At 41.0% G+C, this 21,319-nt stretch carries 17 protein-coding genes and 2 rRNA genes; 15 read left to right on the top strand and 4 right to left on the bottom strand.

The window, feature by feature from the left end:
- From FTT88_RS15165 to FTT88_RS15135, 7 genes are all read left to right on the top strand, one after another.
- Positions 1 to 105, top strand: a 23S ribosomal RNA gene (locus tag FTT88_RS15165); the annotation flags it as partial.
- 219 nt (positions 106 to 324) lie between these two features.
- A 5S ribosomal RNA gene (gene rrf, locus FTT88_RS15160) occupies positions 325 to 439 on the top strand.
- A 628-nt stretch (positions 440 to 1,067) separates the two neighbouring features.
- Positions 1,068 to 2,441 (top strand): MFS transporter, encoded by a 1,374-nt coding sequence (locus FTT88_RS15155; RefSeq protein ID WP_180079295.1) that lies wholly within the window; start codon positions 1,068 to 1,070, stop codon positions 2,439 to 2,441.
- A gap of 361 nt (positions 2,442 to 2,802) precedes the next feature.
- Positions 2,803 to 4,248 carry an aldehyde dehydrogenase family protein gene (locus FTT88_RS15150; RefSeq protein ID WP_180063356.1) on the top strand — a complete coding sequence of 482 codons (1,446 nt, stop codon included), beginning with the start codon at positions 2,803 to 2,805 and terminating at the stop codon, positions 4,246 to 4,248.
- 117 nt (positions 4,249 to 4,365) lie between these two features.
- Positions 4,366 to 4,896, top strand: coding sequence for a DUF1287 domain-containing protein (locus tag FTT88_RS15145; RefSeq protein WP_373886706.1), 531 nt, complete (start codon positions 4,366 to 4,368; stop codon positions 4,894 to 4,896).
- A 368-nt stretch (positions 4,897 to 5,264) separates the two neighbouring features.
- A complete protein-coding gene (locus FTT88_RS15140) occupies positions 5,265 to 6,749 on the top strand; it encodes a sodium-dependent transporter (RefSeq protein ID WP_180090266.1) in 1,485 nt (494 codons plus the stop codon).
- Between the two features lies 1 nt (position 6,750).
- A complete protein-coding gene (locus FTT88_RS15135; protein WP_180005359.1) occupies positions 6,751 to 6,861 on the top strand; it encodes a methionine/alanine import family NSS transporter small subunit in 111 nt (36 codons plus the stop codon).
- A gap of 82 nt (positions 6,862 to 6,943) precedes the next feature.
- Here the strand turns inward: FTT88_RS15135 and rsmB are convergent, their stop codons facing one another.
- Positions 6,944 to 8,251 (bottom strand): 16S rRNA (cytosine(967)-C(5))-methyltransferase RsmB, encoded by a 1,308-nt coding sequence (gene rsmB, locus FTT88_RS15130; protein WP_180035043.1) that lies wholly within the window; start codon positions 8,249 to 8,251, stop codon positions 6,944 to 6,946.
- Complete coding sequence (gene fmt / locus FTT88_RS15125) at positions 8,251 to 9,210, bottom strand: methionyl-tRNA formyltransferase (protein ID WP_180005357.1); 960 nt, start codon at positions 9,208 to 9,210, stop codon at positions 8,251 to 8,253. The genes rsmB and fmt overlap by 1 nt, the downstream gene beginning before the upstream one ends.
- A 437-nt stretch (positions 9,211 to 9,647) precedes the next feature.
- Between fmt and ilvD (FTT88_RS15120) the strand changes: the two genes are divergently transcribed.
- The 8 genes from ilvD (FTT88_RS15120) (at position 9,648) to FTT88_RS15085 (ending at position 18,597) form a co-directional block, all read left to right on the top strand.
- On the top strand, positions 9,648 to 11,477 hold the full coding sequence (gene ilvD / locus FTT88_RS15120; protein WP_111885144.1) for a dihydroxy-acid dehydratase: 1,830 nt from the start codon (positions 9,648 to 9,650) through the stop codon (positions 11,475 to 11,477).
- A 686-nt stretch (positions 11,478 to 12,163) separates the two neighbouring features.
- Positions 12,164 to 13,849 (top strand): dihydroxy-acid dehydratase, encoded by a 1,686-nt coding sequence (ilvD, locus tag FTT88_RS15115; RefSeq protein WP_180005356.1) that lies wholly within the window; start codon positions 12,164 to 12,166, stop codon positions 13,847 to 13,849.
- Positions 13,850 to 14,000: 151 nt separating this feature from the next.
- Positions 14,001 to 15,323, top strand: a complete 1,323-nt coding sequence (locus tag FTT88_RS15110) for a hypothetical protein (RefSeq protein ID WP_180005355.1) — start codon at positions 14,001 to 14,003, stop codon at positions 15,321 to 15,323.
- The gene (locus tag FTT88_RS15105; protein ID WP_078191648.1) at positions 15,304 to 15,591 is read left to right on the top strand and encodes a chorismate mutase; all 288 of its coding nucleotides are present in this window, start codon (positions 15,304 to 15,306) and stop codon (positions 15,589 to 15,591) included. Before FTT88_RS15110 ends, FTT88_RS15105 begins: the two co-directional genes overlap by 20 nt.
- Positions 15,592 to 15,737: 146 nt before the next feature.
- Entirely contained in the window at positions 15,738 to 16,187 is a 450-nt protein-coding gene (locus FTT88_RS15100) for a PAAR domain-containing protein (RefSeq protein ID WP_180005354.1), read from the top strand.
- A complete protein-coding gene (locus FTT88_RS15095) occupies positions 16,180 to 17,031 on the top strand; it encodes a PAAR domain-containing protein (protein WP_180005353.1) in 852 nt (283 codons plus the stop codon). The genes FTT88_RS15100 and FTT88_RS15095 overlap by 8 nt, the downstream gene beginning before the upstream one ends.
- The gene (locus tag FTT88_RS15090; protein WP_180005352.1) at positions 17,031 to 17,696 is read left to right on the top strand and encodes a hypothetical protein; all 666 of its coding nucleotides are present in this window, start codon (positions 17,031 to 17,033) and stop codon (positions 17,694 to 17,696) included. Before FTT88_RS15095 ends, FTT88_RS15090 begins: the two co-directional genes overlap by 1 nt.
- 163 nt (positions 17,697 to 17,859) lie before the next feature.
- Positions 17,860 to 18,597 carry a sulfite exporter TauE/SafE family protein gene (locus tag FTT88_RS15085; RefSeq protein WP_180174077.1) on the top strand — a complete coding sequence of 246 codons (738 nt, stop codon included), beginning with the start codon at positions 17,860 to 17,862 and terminating at the stop codon, positions 18,595 to 18,597.
- 9 nt (positions 18,598 to 18,606) lie between these two features.
- On the opposite strand, the gene FTT88_RS15080 is transcribed toward FTT88_RS15085, so the two are convergent.
- Together FTT88_RS15080 and FTT88_RS15075 are read right to left on the bottom strand one after the other, a co-directional pair.
- Positions 18,607 to 19,509 carry a LysR family transcriptional regulator gene (locus tag FTT88_RS15080; RefSeq protein ID WP_180135691.1) on the bottom strand — a complete coding sequence of 301 codons (903 nt, stop codon included), beginning with the start codon at positions 19,507 to 19,509 and terminating at the stop codon, positions 18,607 to 18,609.
- A gap of 111 nt (positions 19,510 to 19,620) precedes the next feature.
- Entirely contained in the window at positions 19,621 to 20,925 is a 1,305-nt protein-coding gene (locus tag FTT88_RS15075; RefSeq protein WP_180011052.1) for a solute carrier family 23 protein, read from the bottom strand.
- Positions 20,926 to 21,319 lie beyond the last annotated feature (394 nt).

Genomic DNA, 21,319 nt, shown 5'->3' with positions numbered 1-21,319 from the left:
TGTCCACTAAAGAGCCGTTGAAGACTACGACGTTGATAGGTTGGATGTGGAAGTGCGGTGACGCATGAAGCTGACCAATACTAATTGCTCGTGAGGCTTGACTATACAACACCCAAACAGTTGTATATATAGCATCAATTGATTCACTTATAATCAAAGCAACTTGATTTAGTTGAAAAGCTTAGTAAAATTGAATATGAGCGAGAAGTTAAAGCACTGCTTTAACCGAAGCGCAAGTTTAACTCAGATATACCTGTTAATAACTCATTTGACCAAGCAACGGCACTGAAAAGATAAGACCAAATGCAAAGTCATAACAGTTGTGCTGGCGACCATAGCAAGAGTGAACCACCTGATCCCTTCCCGAACTCAGAAGTGAAACCTCTTAGCGCTGATGGTAGTGTGGGGTTACCCATGTGAGAGTAAGTCATCGCCAGCTCTTTATTCGAAACACCCCCTGACTAGTCCAGGGGGTGTTTTTTTATGCGTGAGGGAAAGGGAAAAATAAGCAGAAAAGTAGAAGGATAAAACAGGAAAATGAGAAAATTATTGATAGATTGAGACTTGAATTATTTAAACATGGATGATTATTAGACAATAAACGCATTTAAAAATCATCAATTGAGGGAATTCTCAGCCTAAAAATGTCGGAAAACCTGAATGTAAGTCAGCTAAAACAACAGTTTAAATGCCTAATTATCGACTTAAGTGATGGCTGATGACTTATGATTTAGAAATCTACGACTTAGATCGTAGAACTGCGATTTTTTTCTATAAAATTTGAGTTTTATTCTGACAATTTTCATATCAAATAATCTATCGTCTGATTGTGATTTAGCTTCTAATAACACATTGATAATTAATCATTATTAAAACTAGACCCGCAGTCCATCGATTTTTTTATGTATAAATATTTCAAAAATATCTAAGTTTTTATGACATTTTATTCCCAAATGACATAGATATATCTGAAAGGTATGGGTCTATACCTTTGTAATTTTGGACAATTTACATTGAAAAACGGCATTGTAGCGAAAAATAAAACTCACAATTGGAGGTGAGGTTCAATGTCTACAAGCACAATGAATGTGAATAGCGTTGTCGATAACGCTAAGTTCACAAAATCGCATTTCAGCATCATGATGTGGTGTCTAATTCTTATTTTATTTGATGGTTATGACTTAGCGATCAATGGTGTTGCGCTGCCTTTATTGATGAAAGACTGGGGATTAACAGCTGTTCAAGCAGGTATGCTAGCGAGTACAGCACTTGCAGGGATGATGTTTGGTGCCATGATGTTTGGTACTTTGGCTGATAAGATTGGCCGTAAGAAAGTCATCATGATCTGTGTATTTTTATTCAGTACATTCACATTTCTAGGCGGTTTTGCATCAAATCCTACGGAATTTGGTGCTTTACGTTTTATTGCTGGACTTGGCATTGGTGGAGTATTACCGAACCTTGTGGCATTGACGTCTGAATATGCACCTAAGCATCTACGTAGTACTTTAGTGACCACTATGTTCAGTGGTTATGCAATGGGTGGCATCATGGCCGCTCTATTTGGTTCATGGTTTACTGCGGATTATGGCTGGCAAATCATGTTCTTCATTGCGGGTATTCCACTGTTACTGTTGCCGTTTGCTTGGAAATTTTTACCTGAATCGCTCACATTTTTGGTGAAGGTGAATCGTCACGATGAAGCTCGTAGGATGATTCAAACCATTGCACCAGAGCAAACGGTGACTGCAAATACTCAACTTGAACTGACTGAAGTTGCTGTTCCGGGTGGAGCGTCTGTTAGAGCGTTGTATAAGCAAGGTCGTGGCATAAGTACGATGTTGTTTTGGCTATGCTTTTTTATGTGCCTATTAACTCTGTATGCATTAGGTAGTTGGTTACCAAAACTAATGATGGCCGCAGGTTATTCATTAGGTAGCAGTTTGACGTTCCTATTGGCGATGAATATTGGTGCGGTAATTGGTACGATTGGGGGAGGTATCTTAGCGGATAAGTTCCATTTAAAACCGGTGATCATTACATTATGTCTGGCAGGTGCTGTGGCATTATCTTTACTCGGCTTTAATTCTCCACAGCCTGTGATCTACCTTTTGGTTGCAGTGGCAGGTGCATCAGCAATTGGTTCTCAAATCTTACTCTATAGCTATGTTGCACAGTATTATCCGCTGTCTGTTCGTTCTACAGGTATTGGTTGGGCATCTGCTGTGGGGCGTACAGGTGCGATTGTTGGCCCGATTCTGATCGGCTATTTATTATCACAAGAATTGCCACATCAAATTAATTTTATGGCTGTGGGAATTCCAGTAGTCATCGCAGCGATTGCAGTGTTCTTTATTCGCAAAGCACAAACGGATGAAGAAGTTGCTGCTTTAGAAAATTTGAATAAAGCTTCAGTGAAAACACAACGTTCGTATAGCTAAATCGTAGATTTAAAAAGCCCGTCATTTGATGGGCTTTTTTTATGTTGTACTCATAATTCTTATCATTGAATTTAGGTTGAATGATTTATTAAAAAATTGATAAATAATGAGATTTAATATTTTAAATAGCTTTTCTAATTTAATTTCATCGTTATATAGAGACTCGATCATACGGTTTTCAGTGCAAGCAGAGATCTGAAAATAGGGGATGAAGTTCAGGGCGTATAAGTAATCAAGTTTGAGGCTTGTGGTTCATTTTGTTACTTAAATATAGTGAACTCTGTGCTCAGTCAGCGCATGATAGAGGGCATAGATTTATTCACATTTATCAATAATGTCTCAAGATCATGGAAATATCGTCATGTCCAAAGCCGTACAAGATATAAAAGATTATCCGCTCTATGTTGCAGGTAAAGCATCGACTACCGATCAATGGTTAGAAGTGAATCATAAATATACCCAAGACGTATATGCACGCGTTGCACTCGCAGATGCTGCAACCATTGAAAAAGCCATTGATTCAGCGGTTAAATCTAGCGCTGCAATGGCGGCATTGGAACCTTTTCAAAAACAAAAAATCTTACTGCACTGTGTTAAACGTTTTAATGAAATGCGTGCAGAATTGACTGAAATTTTAATTGCGGAAGGTGGAAAACCGCGTAAAGCCGCAGCTGCTGAAGTTGAACGTTTAATCAATACCTTTCAAATTGCTGCTGATGCTGTTACACAGATGGATGATGGTCGCATGATCCCATTGGCGGTTACCGCAGCGGCATCTGGCTATCAAGGCATGGTCAAACATGTGCCAATTGGTCCTGTATCGTTGATCAGCCCGTTTAATTTTCCGATCAATCTGACTGCGCATAAAATTGCACCTGCCATTGCCGCAGGCTGTCCATTTGTGTTGAAGCCTGCAAGTTTGACGCCTATTTCAGCTTTAAAAATTGCGGAAGTTTTAGCAGAAACAGATTTACCTAAAGGTGCCTTTTCGGTTTTACCTTGTCCACGTGAACATGCAGATGTCTTGGTCACTGACGACCGATTTAAACTGCTCAGCTTTACCGGTTCCGATGTGGTTGGTTGGGATATGAAAGCGCGTGCGGGGCGTAAAAAAGTGACTTTGGAACTCGGTGGCAACGCTGCTGTATTGGTTGAGCCTGATACTGAAATTTCAGCGGCATTTATTGAACGCTTAGTCGGTGGGGCGTATAACCATGCAGGGCAGGTGTGTATTAGCGTTCAACGCATCTTGGTGCATGCTGATATCTATGCCGATGTAAAGAAAAAACTCGTGGCCAGAATGAAGCAGCTTAAAGCGGCTGATCCACAGTTGGAAAGCACCATGGTCGGTCCCATGATTAAGGAAGCGGAAGCAACACGCGTGCATAAATGGGTCGATAAAGCAGTCAAAAAAGGAGCTAAAGCTTTGGTTCGTGGTGAACATCAGGGTGCTTTGCTCGATCCAATTTTATTGGAAAGTGTCGATGAATCACTGGAAGTGTATAAAGATGAAATCTTTGGTCCTGTAGCGATTTTAGAGAAATACAAAAATTTTGAAAAAGGCATCGCCAAAATTAATAGCAGCCGTTTTGGCTTACAGGCGGGCGTCTATACGCAAAATTTGAATAAAATGCTGTATGCGTGGAATCACTTAGAGGTCGGTGGAGTGATTATTAATGACATTCCATCTTTCCGTGTCGATAACATGCCATATGGTGGCGTAAAAGATTCTGGCTTAGGCCGTGAAGGGATTCAGTCTGCCATTCGAGATATGCAAGAAGAACGCGTATTGGCGATAAAATTGTAGCCATTTAAACATGGGCTTGGTTCAGCATGATTCTGTTCGAAGCCCAGTTTTTGAATCATTTCAAAAATCTAAAGTGAATAAGAAAAAATGAAACGAATTTTATTATTGGTCAGTTTAATGACTGTGAATATGGCTGTCTTTGCTTTTAATGCCACTCAAATGGTGACGGATGCACGCAGCCAGATCGGGAAAACCTTATATTATGATCCTGCGTATACTGCACTGCGTTATCCGATGGGAGATGTCCCTTTAATCAAGGGTGTTTGTACCGACGTGGTAATTCGTGCATTACGACAGCAAGGGATTGATTTACAACAAGCCATTCATGAAGATATGAAAGCCAATTTTAAGCAGTATCCACAAAAATGGGGCTTAAAAGGAACCGATAAAAATATTGATCATCGACGTGTTCCCAATATTCAAACTTGGATGCAACGTCAGGGCTATGTTGTCAAAGATAAGCAGTATTTGGCAGGAGATATTGTCACTTGGGACTTAGGGCGTGGTTTAGTGCATATTGGCGTGGTTTCAGATCGTAAAGTGAAAGCTAGCGATGTTCCGCTCATCATCCATAATATTGGAGAGGGCACACAGGAAGAAGATCTTTTGCATGCCTATAAAGTTACCGGACATTATCGAGTGAAATAACTTTAAAAATTTAATAGGAAATAAAACATTCCTAAAAGTTATATTATTGATAACTTAAATTGTATGAAAAATAAGCTGATTAAATGAACATTTAAACTTAAACATATTATAAAAATGGAATATTTGCCGTAGAAATTACAGAAAAACTTAAAAAAGGTGAGTATTGTTAATTCATACAAAGGGAAAGTTATTTGTGGTGTTTTTAACCAAAATGCGCATGTGATTTTTCTGTTTGCAATTTGGTATAGACGCTCATAAGGTATCTCACCAGATCAAACACCCAGAATTTTTATTTTTATGGTTCTTTTTTTGCTCGCGATATAATCATAACAAGCAGCAGTTAAAGATGCCTGAGGTTTAGGTGTTCTATGTCAGATAATCGTGAAAGCTGGTCTGCGCGATCAGGCTTTATTTTAGCGGCGATTGGATCAGCCGTGGGTTTGGGGAATATTTGGCGTTTCCCTTATGTTGCTTATGAAAATGGTGGTGGTGCATTTTTAGTACCGTATTTGATTGCAATTTTTGCAGCAGGTTTACCCTTACTCTTTTTGGACTATGTTGTTGGACATAAGTTCCGTAAAGCACCACCTACAGCCTATAAAAAGTTAATGAATGCTGAATCATTGGGTTGGTGGCAAGTGATGGTGACCCTGATCATCGGGATCTACTATGCCAGCGTGTTGTCATGGGCCGGTAGTTACATGTATTACGCCATTGGACAACAATGGGGCTCAGATACGGAAAGCTTTTTCTTTAAAACCTATCTACAAAATGGTGATGGCTTAACATTTGGTTTTGTTCCGACTTTATTTGTTGGTTTAGTCATTGTTTGGGCTGTGGTGATGTTCATTCTCTATGGCGGTGTACGTCGTGGTGTAGAACTTGCCAATAAAATTTTTATGCCGTTATTGATCGTGTTATTTAGCATTTTAGTCATTCAAGCATTGCGTCTACCGGGTGCGGCAGAAGGCTTAAATGCATTCTTTACGCCAAACTGGGAAGCGATGACCGACTATAAAGTATGGTTAGCAGCCTTTGGTCATATCTTCTTCTCGTTATCGATTGGTTTCGGGATCATGTTGACCTATGCGTCTTACTTAAAAGCAAAAACCAACTTAACCGGTTCAGGTGTAGTCGTTGCATTAGCCAACTCATCATTTGAAATCTTAGCGGGTATTGGCGTCTTTGCAGCACTTGGTTTCATGGCACAAAGTTCAGGTGTACCTGTAAAAGAAGTAGTATCTGGTGGTATTGGTTTAGCCTTTATTGCCTTCCCGAAAATCATTTCGAGTATGGGGGCAGGCGGTGATTTGTTTGGCTTCTTGTTCTTTGCTTCGTTGGTGGTTGCAGGGATTACCTCTATGGTGAGTATCTTGCAAGTGCCAATTGCAGCGTTTCAAGACAAATTGGGTTGGTCAAAAAATAAAGCTGTGAGCATTATTGGTGGCGGTTCAGCAATCGTATCTACACTTTTATTCTCTACACAAAGTGCCATTACTTTTGTTGATATCATTGACTACTTTGCCAATAACATTGGGATCGTGGGTGGTGGTTTACTCTCTATTATTTTGGTGTCGTGGTTCCATCGTCCATTGATGAAACAATTACAAGAGCATGCAAATCAATACTCAAGTATCAAGTTGGGTCAAGGTTGGAATTTCTTATTGACCGTGATCACCCCAATTTCATTATTGGTTGCACTTGTATTGACGATTAAGGCTGTCGCAACTGAAGGTTATGGCGGTTATCCTGCAACGACACTTTGGTTGGTGGGTGGTTCGGTATTGGCCTTCTTTGTATTGGGTTCTGTTCTATTAAGCTTGTGTAAAGACAAAGGTCCAGAGGAGAATTAATATGAATACATCTGCAATGATCATGATGATTTTATCAATTGTTTTGCTATGGGGTGGTTTACTTTTAGCGACGATTCATTTGGTGAAAAATCCTGACGAAGCTGAAGATTAAATTTAGAATGACGAAAAAAATGCCCGATGAAATCATCGGGCATTTTTTATGATTGTTTACATCTAAAAAGGTGTTTATTGATTTAGGCCGTTTTTACTATACGGCAATAATAGAAGCCATCGCCATAACCCACTTTCGGGAAAAGTTGACGACCATGGATTTGTTCAACACCCCAATCCGCTTCAATTTTAATTTCTTGGGCATCGGCATGATTGGCAAAGAACTCAACCATTTGCTGTTCATTTTCAGCTTTTAAAATCGAGCATGTGATATAAAGCAGCGTGCCGCCGACTTTAAGCTGCTTCCACATGTTTTCCAAAATTTGTTTTTGTAACACTACAGTTTTTGCAATGTCGCCCGATTGACGTAGTAAACGTATATCAGGATGACGACGCATTACACCGACAGCAGTACATGGGGCATCGAGCACGATACAATCAGCAAGTTCAGGAGCAGTATAGGTGATGGCATCGGCAGTCTGAATTTCAACATGTTTACCATCGAGATCCAAACGATCAAGGTTTTCAACCACACGTTTTAGACGCTTTTCATCTTGATCCAGTGCAATGAGTTTCTTCGGTTGGAAAGTCTCTAAAATATGTGCGGTTTTACCACCCGGCGCAGCACAAGCATCAATCACAAATTTACCATCGAGATTTGGTAATAGTGTTGCACACAGTTGAGCATGTTCATCTTGTACCGAAAAACCACCTGCTTCAAAGCCCGGTAAACTTGGAATATGTAGGCTTTCGTCCATCACAATACCGACATTAGAGAGTTCACAGCGATGTGCATCGATGCCTTCATCTTCCAAAATATCAAGGTATTCGTCACGGCTGACTTGGCGTGTATTAACACGTAAAGTCAGTGGTGCAATTTGCTTAAGCTCATAGCTGAGCTCGTCAAATTGTTCGCCCCAGTCTTTTTTCAGGCGTTTGGTTAACCAACTTGGTAGATTTGTGGCTTGTTCAAGCACGTCGTAGAACTGTTCTGTTTCACGTGTTGCACGGCGCAAAATTGCGTTGATTAAGCCACTTAGACTTCCCATACCCAATTGTTTTGCAGCTTCCACCGTTTCAGAAATTGCAGCGTGAGCCGCGACACGGGTACACAATAATTGGTACAAACCAAGGTATAAACAGGTTTCAACCACTTGGTTATCTACTGGTTTAGACAGTAATGGTAAAGTCAGTTGTTTCAATGCGTACCATTGACGTAAACAACCGAGCACCAATTCGTGGAATAACGCACGGTCTTTATCAGACACAATATTCATTTGCTGCGCGAGGACAGATTGCAGCGATTGACCATTTTGGACAGCCAATAACGTCTTCACTACCTGAGCACGTAAATTAAGGTCTCGGGTCGAGGCGTTGGGAGATTGCTTCATTATAAAATTTGTCCAATAGTCAATTTTTGGGTTTGTAAAATTTGTACAGGGTTGAGTGGTTTAGCACCTGGCCATTGCAAAGAAGTCAAAATAATCACGCTGCCATTGGCACAGGCAACGTGTATGCCTTTTTTATCGATGGCAATGATTTCACCTGCTTGAGCATTCGGTGCAGACGCAGCAGAAAGTTCAGAATGCCAAACGCGTAAATTGTTTTGTTCATCTAACTGAATAAATGCTACCGGCCACGGATTAAAGGCACGGATGTTGCGATCGATTTGTACGGCATCGATGGACCAATCAATTTTTGCTTCAGCTTTTGATAGCTTATGTGCATAAACTGTTAATGCTTCGTCTTGAACTTCACGGCTGTCTAAATATTGCTGCAATGTTTGTTCAGTGTCTAAAACGGCAGCAATTGCAGTTGCACCTTGCTCTGCAAGTTTGTCATGCAAAGTTGCAGAGGTATCCGTTGCTTCAATCGGGCAGATGGTTTTATACATCATGTCGCCAGTATCTAGTCCGGCTGCCATTTTCATAATGGTGACACCTGTTTCAATATCACCTGTTGCGATGGCACGTTGAATCGGTGCTGCACCGCGCCAACGTGGCAGCAATGAACCATGAATATTCAGGCAACCATATTTCGGGGTATCTAGCACGACTTGCGGCAAGATCAAACCATAGGCTGCAACCACCATAACATCGGCATTTAAGGCCTTTAATTCCGCTTGTGCGGCTAAACCTTCTTCAGTCGATGATTTGAAATGAAGGGGTTGGTAAACAGGAAGATGGTGCTCTAAAGCCAATTGCTTTACGGCAGAAGCTGTGAGTTTTTGTCCACGTCCAGCTTTGCGGTCAGGTTGAGTGTATACCGCAACAATTTCATGTTGTGTGTTGAGCAATGCAGCTAGTGCTGTTGCGGCAAATTCTGGCGTACCGGCAAAGATGATTTTCAAAATGAATGAACCGAATCTGTGTTGAATATGTGGATTATAGCAAATGATTAATGCGTAATTTAGAACATTAGAAATTGATTTTTGCAACTTTGAAGCTGTCCAAGCTCAATGATTTCATAACCCAAAATCGCAAATTTGCAATTTTTAAATAAATTATATTTATATAAAATTTAAAAATTATTCATGAAAGTTTTGTATTGTGCAGCCATTGATGGCGGTATAGTAGATTTCAGTTAAAAGATTTTTGTCGTCAAATCACTCGTTTTTATTGATAGACCCATCTGCCCAAATCTCAGCTTAAAAAGCCATCTTTAAAAACAATGGCTTGGTGTATGATAGGTTTAAAATTCGACTGATTTTACATCATTGTCAGTATGATTTAGCCAGAGTGAATCTGTAGGATTCATTTCAAGCTCAAACTTTGTTGGAAATATAAAATGCCTGACTATCGTTCAAAAACATCGACACACGGAAGAAATATGGCGGGTGCGCGCGGCTTATGGCGCGCAACTGGTATGAAAGATGAAGACTTCGGTAAACCAATTATTGCCGTCGTGAACTCATTTACTCAATTTGTACCGGGTCACGTTCATCTTAAAGACCTTGGTCAACTCGTGGCGCGTCAAATTGAGCAAGCAGGCGGTGTAGCTAAAGAGTTCAATACCATTGCAGTCGATGACGGTATTGCGATGGGCCATGACGGTATGCTGTATTCATTGCCTTCACGTGACTTGATTGCAGACTCAGTAGAATACATGGTGAGCGCGCACTGTGCCGATGCCATGGTATGTATTTCCAACTGTGACAAAATTACCCCAGGGATGTTGATGGCGGCAATGCGCTTGAACATTCCAGTGGTATTTGTTTCTGGCGGCCCAATGGAAGCGGGTAAAGTCAAAATCCGCGGCAATGACAAAGCGATCGACTTGATTGATGCCATGATTGTGGCTGCAGATGACAACTATACTGATGAAGAAGTAGCAGAATACGAACGCTCTGCATGCCCAACTTGTGGTTCATGCTCAGGTATGTTCACCGCAAACTCAATGAACTGCTTAACAGAAGCATTGGGCCTGTCTTTACCGGGTAACGGTTCTACACTGGCAACACATGCAAACCGTAAAAAATTATTCGAACGCGCAGGCTCTTTAATTGTTGAATTGGCTAAACGTCATTATGAACAAGATGATTACAGCGTATTGCCACGTGAAATGGTGACCAAAGCCTCGTATGAAAATGCCATGACTTTAGACATCGCGATGGGTGGTTCAACCAATACCGTTCTACACTTGTTGGCGGCTGCCAATGAAGCGGGTGTTGATTTCACGATGGATGACATTGACCGTTTATCTCGCAAAGTGCCTGTTCTATGTAAAGTTGCACCTGCGAAAAACGACGTACATATGGAAGATGTACACCGTGCTGGCGGTATCATGTCCATTCTCGGTGAATTAGACCGTGCAGGCTTATTGGACACATCTGTAGGTACTGTTCACGAAGCAAGCTTAAAAGATGCTTTAGATAAATGGGACATTATCCGTACTGAAAATGAAGACGTTTACCAATTCTTCCGTTCAGCGCCGGGCGGTGTACCAACGCAAACCGCATTCTCACAAGATCGATATTACCAACGACTAGATGGTGACCGTGAAAATGGCGTGATCCGTAATGCTGAACATGCGTTCTCGAAAGACGGTGGCTTAGCTGTGCTTTACGGCAACATTGCGCTCGATGGTTGTATCGTAAAAACTGCGGGTGTAGATGATTCAATCTTGAAATTCAACGGTACTGCACGTGTGTTTGAAAGCCAAGATTCAGCAGTAGAGGCGATCTTGGGCAATGAAATCAAAGCCGGTGATGTGGTTGTGATTCGCTATGAAGGCCCACGTGGTGGTCCGGGTATGCAAGAAATGTTGTACCCAACCAGCTACTTAAAATCGAAAGGTCTAGGCAAAGAATGTGCATTATTGACTGACGGTCGTTTCTCGGGCGGTTCGTCAGGCCTGTCTATTGGTCACGTTTCACCTGAAGCAGCAGAAGGTGGTGCAATTGGTTTAGTGGAAGATGGTGATTTAATCGAAATTGATATTCCAAACCGTACCATCAACCTTGCTGTTGATGAAGCAACCATGGCCGCTCGCCGTGCAGCGCAAGAAGCCAAAGGTTGGCATCCAGTTGAAGAGCGTCCACGCAAAATTTCGAAAGCATTGAAAGCGTATGCAATGCATACCACGAGTGCGGCGAAAGGCGCAGTACGTGAAATCTAAACTTTAGATGTTTAATTAAAAAGCACTCCACATGGGGTGCTTTTTTAATTTACATCTACATAACTTGCATTGGATACGAGGAAATGTCATCCGCAACTGTCTGAGGTAAACGGTAATTTAAAAGTGAATGTTTCTGCGATCATTTTTTTAGTTGCAAACAGTTGCCGAGTTTTGCGGATGACAAATGGTTTTGGTTACTTTTGCCAAAACAAAAGTAACATACGTGCTCCGAAAATTAGCTTTTATAGGATAAGACTCCGCTGTAATCAGCTTTTAAATGAAATAATGGGACAATAATTCTAAGTTATAGATTTATTAATCTGATTAAAAATAATGTTTCTTGAAGCAACTAAATAAAATTTAATAATTAGTGGATGTCATTAAAATTCTAAAAAAGACAGCCTCGAATAGTAGCTATAATTTATATGGCTTTGTGTAGGCAATCCCTTACTTTTGAAAGATCAAAAGTAACAAAAATCTTTTGTTCTCCTGATATGGCATCCCTGCCATACAGGAAAACAGCGACATCCATGTCGCTTTGTCATGTGATTGAATGGTATTGCATGCGCTAAAAATCTTTTTTGTTGAGATGTAATTTCTTTTACATGCCGAGCGCTTTCTATACAATAAATTTAAAAGAATCCGCCAAAGCTGAAGCCAAAATCAGCCATCGCCAAGGAAGAACAATGAGTAAAAATAATATCCGCGAACATTCCGCTCCTGTTTATGACGGCATAGAAAATGCGCCCGCACGTTCCATGATGCGTGCAACAGGCTTCCAAGATGCAGACTTTAAGCGCCCATTTATTGGCATTGCCTCGACTTGGGCCAATGTTACCCCTTGTAATATGCATATTGATGGTTTGGCGCGTGAAGCTGAGAACGGGGTCAATGCTGCAGGTGGTAAAGGCATTATTTTTAATACCATCACCATTTCTGATGGCATTTCCAACGGGACTGAAGGGATGAAATACTCCTTGCTGTCGCGAGAAATTATTGCCGATTCGATTGAAGCAGTAGTCGGCTGTCAGGCCTATGATGGCGTGATTGCCATTGGCGGTTGTGACAAAAACATGCCGGGCTGCATCATGGGCTTGGCACGTTTAAACCGTCCAGGTCTGTTTATTTATGGTGGCACCATCAAGCCGGGTGAAGGGCATACCGACATGATTTCGGTATTTGAAGCGGTGGGTCAGCATGCCAAAGGCGAAATTAATGCGATTCAGGTGAAACATATTGAAGAAGTGTCTTTGCCAGGGCCGGGTTCTTGTGGGGGGATGTATACCGCCAATTCTATGGCCTCTGCGATTGAAGCTCTCGGCATGAGCCTGCCAGGCTCATCCGCACAGGAAGCGGTGTCTGAAGACAAGCAGATTGACTGTGCCCGTGCTGGTGAAGCAGTGATGAATCTACTGCGTCTGGATATCAAGCCACGTGACATCATGACCAAAGCGGCTTTTGAAAACTCGATTAAAGTGCTGATTGCTTTAGGCGGTTCAACCAATGGCGTACTGCATTTGATTGCCATGGCGCATACCGCAGGCGTGGAACTGTCTTTGGATGATTTTGTGCGTATTGGCAAAGATATTCCTGTGGTGGCCGATGTGCGCCCATCGGGTAAATATTTAATGTCGGAACTGATTGCCATTGGCGGCATTCAGCCGCTCATGAAACGCATGCTGGATGCCGGCATGCTCGACGGTTCTTGCCTCACCGTTACGGGCAAAACTTTGGCGGAAAACTTAGCCGATGTAGAGGATTATCCTGAAGGACAGCAAATTATTTTGCCGTTTGATGCGCCAATTAAAAAGGATTCACATTTGGTGGTACTCAAAGGAAATTTGTCGCCGACGGGTGCAGTGGCTAAAATTACCGGTAAAGAAGGGCTGTATTTTGAGGGGCCTGCGCGGGTATTTGAGGGTGAGCAGGGTGCCATGCGCGGTATTTTAGATGGCGAAGTACAAGAAGGTGAAGTGGTGGTGATCCGCGGTGTTGGGCCGAAAGGCGGGCCGGGTATGCCGGAAATGTTAAAACCGACTTCAGCGATTATTGGTAAAGGTCTAGGCCAATCTGTTGCACTGTTGACTGATGGGCGTTTCTCGGGCGGCAGCCATGGTTTTGTGATTGGGCATGTGACACCAGAAGCCTATGAAGGAGGCCCAATTGGCTTGGTTAAAAACGGCGATAAAATTTCAATTAACGCTGAAACCCGTGAAATGACTTGGCATGTGGCTGAGGATGAAATTGCTGCACGTCGCGCGGCCTGGGTCAAACCGAAACCAAACTATACCCACGGCGCTTTGGCTAAATTTGCCAAGTTGACCTCTGGTGCGGAAAAAGGTGCGGTGACTGACCTAAATCTAGACGTCTAATCCATTGTTAAACATTGAACATTCAGCCCTGACTTGATATAAGTTTTGCACAAGGCTTATATCTCATTTAAAACAGCTTCATAATAGAAGTTGAATTTTAAGCATGTGCTGGCAGGTTCGGTACAATTCATCATTTTGAGGCAAAAAACGCATGTCACTGTTACGCCGTTGGTTCGATCCAATCCGATCGAGTTGGTTTTATCAGAAACCGACCCGACAAGCGGTGTTACCCACGGAACAAGGTCTGAGTGTTTATCTTCGACTGGATGATGTTTATAGCTATTTGGCTGCGCAGCAACTGCCTCAATTAGAAGAAATTCTCAGTGATGAAATTAAACCACTGAAAGTGATTATTTGTCGTCAGAGTGCTGAACCTCCTAATCAAATGTCATCGATAGAATGGCAACAATATTGTCTGAATGATGCCCAAATTTTAGCGCGGCAGCATCGTTTTAGTTTTCATGAAACACCTGAACAACCGACCGCCGAAGCTTTAGAACAAGCCGAAATTATTCTAAAAAATACGCCATTACGCGGCCAAGATTTTCTTTATTTACTTGAAGATGTGTTCCACATGCTGTGGCAAAAGCAGTATGGCAAGCTGAGAACACTGTATGCGATGGCCAGCCGTCATCATAAAGCTCAAGATTTTCCTGAACGTATCTTTACCGATACCCCGATTTTATCGGGCTATTTTGAGTTTGGTGAACGTAAGTACCATGCTGTAGATGATTTACTGCGTTTAACGCGCCGTTTAAAACAACAAAAACTCCTGACAGATAACCCGATCTTTATGATCAATCATATTGAATGGCGTGAGCACCTGATCAGTGATGCAGAAGAGTTGAATGAAATTCAGGGACTCGATCCTGAGCTTGATCTCTACATCGCGATGGAAGATCCGATTTCATGGTTACTGTTGGCTTATATTCGTGAGGAATTGGCGGACTATTATAATATTCAGTTGAATGTGTATCCATTGTCGTATCACGGTCGTGATTTGTTTGACTGGAGTTTGGCAACACGTCTGTCTAAACGGACCGAAGTTAAGTTCACGCCATTTTGCCGGCCTACAGAAGCTGCGACATTAGCTATGTCACAGCTTTACTACAGTGCGCCCGAAGAGCAGCGTATTGATGCGATGTATCGCATTTTGGAGGCTGTATGGACCAAAGGGCGTGATTTATCCTTCAAAGCACATTTTCAGGCTTTACAGTATGAGTTAGAGATTTCTGAACTGATCACTGAGGATATTGCTGAAAAATTAAAAGAAAATGATATGCACTGTGAGATGAAGTCACAGCCCGATTTTCCTGTTTTAGAATTACGTATTGCAGGTCAAAGCTATGTATTTAATAGCTTATACCGCGTATGGATGATTGAAAGTATTTTCAGTAATGTGTTAGAAGAGAAGTATAAAAGTGAAAACACCGCTGAAAGTGAAGCCAGAGAAGATGAAGAAAGAAAAAGTTGAGTCATTAGAGCAAGCCCGCGCACAGATTGATGTGATTGATCAGGGAATTATTGAGCTCATTGCTGCACGTCAGTTTTATGTTGATCAAGCGGTGCGTTTTAAGCGTTCAGTACAGGATGTTCAATCACCAGAACGTGTCGAAGCGGTGATTAGTAAAATTCGTCTACAAGCCACAGAGCACGGTGTAAATGCAGATATTGTGGAACGTTTATACCGCGATATGATTCAGCATTTTATTCAACGTGAGTTGAAAGAGATTCGACCGTAATTTTTAGTTTTTGAGATTAGATCAAATTTATTAATGTTCTTTTTTAATATCACCAACTGAAAAGATGATGATTTGATTTACATTTTGAAATTTTATTAATTTTTTTATTTGTTATTCTACTTCTAATTACAATAATTGGATCTAGCATGACTAGCCCTACTTTTTTACATGAACTGTCAGAAGAACAGCTAAAAAAACTTTCTCAAGACGATATTCAAAAGATTCATCAAGCAGAACAACTCTATTGGAATCATAAGCCGCATACCAAATATTATGCAGCTTTTAATGGTTCAAAAACAAAAAAAGGTGGGTTAGTTCGAGCATCTAATCATGCTTATAAGGTCAACGGGATCTCTTTAGCTTTGGTCGGTGATGAAGCTATATATTTAGATGGTTCGACAGCAAAAATTATCTCCGGCGCAGGATTTCTTCTAAATGTTGATGGCAGAGCCGCAGCACTTATCGGATCATTATTAGAAAATGGCGATGAAATTATTGATAGTCCGGTCACTTCCCATGTTTTACGCTTATATCATGATGCAGCTATCCCTGAAGGTTTTATGAATCCAACTTTGGGAGACTCAAATAATGTCTAAAGGATTTGGCATTCATGGCTCAACAACAAGTCACGGTGGGACAGTCATGTCCACGCAGTCCCGAAGTTCACAGATGGGGAATCTCTTTCTTCGTGCGGGAGATGGTTTCGCCTGTCCAAAATGTAAAACTTGGTCTACCTTAATTAAGAGTAATGATCATGTGATTTTTGATGGAAAGGCCGTGGCTTATGTAGGTGATAAATTTACTTGTGGGGCTTCATTGATGCCAAACCAAGTACATGTTGTAGGGACTAGTGGTGGAATAAGTTCATTAAATAGCCCAATTTTTAAGCCAAGTATGTTGCAGAATAATTTAACGAATAGTTTTGTAAGTGATAAGAAAAAATATGAAAATTACTATATAGAGAGAAACCAAACTGATTATGTGAAATTTAAGACTGCGATCCCTCCATATGATGAGGATAAAAAAGGATTATTTGGAATTGTTGCACAATTAGCCTCTGGAGTATGTGATTTTATTGTTACGTATGTTGTTAAAAATAAAGAACTTTTTGTAACGGTGTCATATATGCCGCCGGTGGTTAAAAATGATGCAAGTAAAATTATTCCGCGTGCGACCCTAAGACTATTTAAAGAAAAAAATAGAAAATTTGACTTGTTAAAAACTCAAGAGTTAAAAATTGCTAATGGTATTTGGAATACTGAAAAAGGAAAAGAGCCAGTTGGATCTTGTAATATCAACTTACCTGAACCTGATATATCACTCTTAAAAGTTGAATTAGATTTGGGATATATACTGAAGTTTGATGGTGGAACAGTTACACCAATTCCTAGTTTTAAAACTCATACCTTTACCTTAAACTCCGCAGCGAGAGAAGTTTGATGAAGCATTTTTTTATTTTCTTAACCTTATTTTTTATATTTGGTAGTACTGCTTGCTCGTCTGAGAAAATTAGTTTGAATCATCATGAAGTTAAAGAAGCTCAAAAAAAAGAATCAATTTCAACGCTGTCTAAAGAAGATACAGCTATAATAAATGATTATAAAAATACTATTAATAAACTTAATCTGAGAGATAAAGAAAACGCAGATAAAGTAATGAAAGATAGTTTGTCTGAAATAAAAAAGATCACGAATGATCAAGAACGACAAAAGATTGAAATGCAAATCTACTTAGCAACAGGCATGTATGAAGAGGCTTATAATCTTAATCATAAAATGTTAAAGGACTCTTTCAGTCAGGAACTTTTAGTGACTCAGTGTGAGTTAAGCTATTATGCTAAAAGATCGAAAGATGAATATGAAAAATGTTATTCCGATTTAGCATTGATTTTAAAAGAAGAATTAAGGAAAGTATCAAAAAATGACCCTCAGTATATTTATGGTGAGTGGGGCTATTTGCTATCAATGTATAAATCTGGGAACGTTGAATATAAAAATAAATTAAAAAAATTTATTGATTCAATTCAAGATGAAACGGTGAAATATCAATTCGAAAGTTCTTATGAATTAGCTGAAGAGCAAAAGAGTAGTTATGACAATAATTAAAATAAATAAGTTGTAATTCCTTTTTTATTGAATTCAACTACCTTGTCTATAGCTGATTTCAAGCACAGCCTCAACTTTTTATTGAGGCTCTATTCCAAAAACACTGATTTTTCAAAGCGCCTGAATTGCATAGCATAGAACCAATTCTTCAGCGAGTTTCGCCATGATTTGGTTCGTCATCACAGTTTTTGCAATCGCAGGTCTAATTAAAGGCACGATTGGGTTAGGCCTGCCTGCGGTATCGATGGGCTTACTCACCATGGTGATCAGTCCATTTCAGGCAGCGACGTTATTAATCATTCCATCTATGGTCACCAACTTTTGGCAATTATTTGCCGAAGGGCAGGTGCTGCGACTAATTCAACGCTTTTGGCCCTTGTTACTTGGGATTATCGTCGGTTCAATTTGGAGTATTTTTCCAACTTTAGGACATGGTGAATTTAAAAGTGAAGCTTTACTGGGGGGCATGTTGGCACTATACGGACTGTATGGGCTTTGTGCGAAAAGCTTGCCGAACTTTGCACCACATGAAAAATGGCTATCTCCAATGATCGGTTATCTCGGTGGAGCGCTGACTGTAGCCACAGGTGTGGTGGTGATCCCGGTGGTGCCATATTTGCAAGGTTTGCAACTCAAACGCGATGATCTCGTACAGTCACTCGGTTTGGCCTTTACCACGTCAACCATTTGTTTGGCGGTGTTCTTACAGCAAAATCCTGTGGAAGATCTCCCGATTGATTATGCCATGTCAGCCATGGCACTGGTTCCTGCGCTCATTGGCATGTGGGCAGGGAAAAAAATCCGTTACCGCATTCCAGAACAAAAATTCCGTAAGGTGTTTTTTATCGGGTTGATTGCCCTTGGTGGCTATATGATGTTGCACCAGTTTGACGTGATTTAAAGCCTAGACTTAGCTATCCAAAGCAGATTTTTGAGACAGTAGAAACTGACTGAAATGCTGATAATTTAAGGGTAAATCATCAAAATTACGTGCGGTGAGCAGCAATTTTCGATTGGCCCAGTCGCCGCTGAGCTCAACTTGGGCAAAGGCATACAAATTGATTAATCGTTGGGCTGCACGTTTTGGCATGATGGCAATGCCCACACCATTCGCCACCACTTGCGCGATCGCGGCAAAGTTCGGCAAACGCAGCCGATACTGAATTTCACAGCCGAATAATTTGGCTTGAGCCTCGATCGATTGTTGCAAGGAATGATATTGCATCAAACCGACAAAGGGATAATTCAAAATCTCTGCGGGTTTGACGCTAGATATCGAGGCCAATTCATGAGTTATAGGACAAATCAGTACCAAAGGATCATTTGCAAACTCAAGTGTTTGTAACTTTTCGGATTTAAAGAAACCCGAAATTAGACCTAGTTGTGCATTGCCTTGTTCAATCGCTGCAATGATGTCTTTAGACTCGGCTTCATGCAGCTCAATTTGTGTGTTGGGATTTTCAAGCAAATAACGTGGTAACAAGACCGGTAAATATTCACTTTGTGCAGATGAATTACACCATAAGGTCATATTGGAACTTAACCCATGGGCAAAGGGCAGCATCGCGTGTTCTAATTGTTGCCCCTCACCTAAGATGCGCTGTGCATGTTCAACCAAGGTTTGACCGGCAAGAGTCAGTTTGACACCTTTGGCTTGGCGAGTGAACAGGGCTGTGCGGTATTGCTGTTCGAGTTTTTTAATCCGTTCACTGGCTGCTTGTAGCGAGATGGCAGAACGAGCAGCGCCTTTGGTCAGACTGCCGCTGTCTACAATGTGCAGCACCAATTGAAGGTCGAACAAATCCAGTCGCATAGGGTGTATTCCTTGGCTAATGCCTTATCTTACCGAAAGTGTAGCTATAAAAAAAAGCGACCTTTCGGCCGCTTTTCAAATGAATATTCTTTTTTTTAATGCTTTGGAGGCTTATTCTGATTTATCGCCTAAGCTAAAGAACCAGTTCAAAATCAAGGCTGCAAAGGTTGCGGTACCAATACCACCTAGATTGAAGTTACCGAATTGTAATGCAAAGTCACCCGTACCTAAAATAATGGTCACTGCAGCCACCATCAGGTTCTTGTTTTTAGAGAAATCAACTTTGTTTTCAATCCAGATTTTAGCACCGGCAATGGTAATCAAACCGAACACTACAATAGAGGCACCGGTCAAAATCGCTTGTGGAATGGTATGAATAATCGCGCCAAATTTTGGTGAAAGACCAAGGAAGATGGCGAATACACCTGCAAATACAAACACGATGGTCGAGTAAACACGCGTTACTGCCATCACACCAATATTTTCGCCATAAGTGGTCATACCCGGACCGCCGACACCGCCTGAAAGTGTGGTTGCAACACCATCTGCAACGAAGGCTTTACCAATGTGCGGATCAAGATTTTCACCTGTCATCGCGCCCACAGCTTTGATGTGCCCAAGGTTTTCTGCAACCAAAATCAACGCAATCGGTGCAATGATCAGCATGGCATTGAAATCAAAAACAGGCGAATGGAATTGAGGAACACCAAACCAAGCTGCATCTTGTACTGGAACGAAGTTGATTGGTGTGCCATGACCCATGACATTGGAAATGATGTAATACACCAAGTAAGCGAGTAGAAGGCCAACTAAGAGTAATAGACGTTGTAATAAACCTTTGGTGAACACAGCAATTGAACCCATACATAGTACGGTTACTAAAGCCATCCACATATTAAAGTTATTACCGGCAACCCCTTTAATGGTCACTGGGGCAAGGTTGAGACCAATGATCATCACCACTGCACCTGTAACGACAGGCGGCATAAGTTTTTCAATCCAACGGGTACCCGTTGCCATCACGATAAAACCAAAAATGGCATATAAGATACCGCAGGCCATGATCCCGCCTGCTGCCATCGCGATATTGGCATTTGGCGCGCCAGTACCTGATGCTGCATAACCGGTTGCCGCGATCACCACACCAATAAAGGCAAAACTAGAGCCTAAATAACTTGGTACACGACCACCTGTCATAAAGAAGAATAGGATGGTACAGATCCCCGACATTAAAATCGCAAGGTTGGCATCAAAGCCCATCAAAAATGGCGCAAGGACAGTTGCACCAAACATTGCAAAAGCATGTTGTATCCCCAATACAACACTTTGCACAGGAGGTAGGTACTCATTTGTACCTACAGGACGTGCATCAATATTGCCTTCGTACGGGCGCCATTTGGGAAACCAATTGGACATAAAATGAGCACTCAATAGATAAATTGTGCACATCATACTCTTGTTTTTTAGAAGATTTAATCTCTTTTAAAAATATTTTATTCAAACTAATTACATGACTTTACATGTAAATTTACCAAATGGTAAAAGTTTTAAGGGTGTAAAAATGGCATTAAATCATGCAATTAATCAAATAGGATAAGAGTCAATACTTCATAAATTTTTCTTATTTTATCAAATGGAGCGTAAAACTCTGTCCTTCAGGTCAGAGATATAAGCGACACGACCTGAAGTGTCGTTTGATTTAACTAAGGACTATTTTCCTTGAGTTTTGATTGTTAATATAAGTACATGAAAACCCTTAAATTACGTATAAAAGACAAACATTGCAAGGTGTTAGACCAACTAGCATCAG

The sequence above is a fragment of the Acinetobacter sp. YH01024 genome, from assembly GCF_013420195.1.
Lineage (GTDB): Bacteria > Pseudomonadota > Gammaproteobacteria > Pseudomonadales > Moraxellaceae > Acinetobacter > Acinetobacter amyesii.
This window is presented reverse-complemented; position numbering and strand designations above follow the sequence as displayed.

Bases quoted from the DNA above. Each gene is read 5' to 3' on its own strand.
- FTT88_RS15100 (WP_180005354.1), top strand. From the start codon at position 15,738: ATGACTAGCCCTACTTTTTTACATGAACTGTCAGAAGAACAGCTAAAA.
- FTT88_RS15110 (WP_180005355.1), top strand. From the start codon at position 14,001: ATGTCACTGTTACGCCGTTGGTTCGATCCAATCCGATCGAGTTGGTTT.
- FTT88_RS15150 (WP_180063356.1), top strand. From the start codon at position 2,803: ATGTCCAAAGCCGTACAAGATATAAAAGATTATCCGCTCTATGTTGCA.
- rsmB (WP_180035043.1), bottom strand. From the start codon at position 8,251: ATGAAGCAATCTCCCAACGCCTCGACCCGAGACCTTAATTTACGTGCT.
- FTT88_RS15135 (WP_180005359.1), top strand. From the start codon at position 6,751: ATGAATACATCTGCAATGATCATGATGATTTTATCAATTGTTTTGCTA.
- ilvD (WP_180005356.1), top strand. From the start codon at position 12,164: ATGAGTAAAAATAATATCCGCGAACATTCCGCTCCTGTTTATGACGGC.
- FTT88_RS15145 (WP_373886706.1), top strand. From the start codon at position 4,366: ATGACTGTGAATATGGCTGTCTTTGCTTTTAATGCCACTCAAATGGTG.
- FTT88_RS15105 (WP_078191648.1), top strand. From the start codon at position 15,304: ATGAAGAAAGAAAAAGTTGAGTCATTAGAGCAAGCCCGCGCACAGATT.
- FTT88_RS15075 (WP_180011052.1), bottom strand. From the start codon at position 20,925: ATGTCCAATTGGTTTCCCAAATGGCGCCCGTACGAAGGCAATATTGAT.
- FTT88_RS15140 (WP_180090266.1), top strand. From the start codon at position 5,265: ATGTCAGATAATCGTGAAAGCTGGTCTGCGCGATCAGGCTTTATTTTA.
- FTT88_RS15090 (WP_180005352.1), top strand. From the start codon at position 17,031: ATGAAGCATTTTTTTATTTTCTTAACCTTATTTTTTATATTTGGTAGT.
- FTT88_RS15095 (WP_180005353.1), top strand. From the start codon at position 16,180: ATGTCTAAAGGATTTGGCATTCATGGCTCAACAACAAGTCACGGTGGG.
- FTT88_RS15085 (WP_180174077.1), top strand. From the start codon at position 17,860: ATGATTTGGTTCGTCATCACAGTTTTTGCAATCGCAGGTCTAATTAAA.
- ilvD (WP_111885144.1), top strand. From the start codon at position 9,648: ATGCCTGACTATCGTTCAAAAACATCGACACACGGAAGAAATATGGCG.
- FTT88_RS15080 (WP_180135691.1), bottom strand. From the start codon at position 19,509: ATGCGACTGGATTTGTTCGACCTTCAATTGGTGCTGCACATTGTAGAC.
- FTT88_RS15155 (WP_180079295.1), top strand. From the start codon at position 1,068: ATGTCTACAAGCACAATGAATGTGAATAGCGTTGTCGATAACGCTAAG.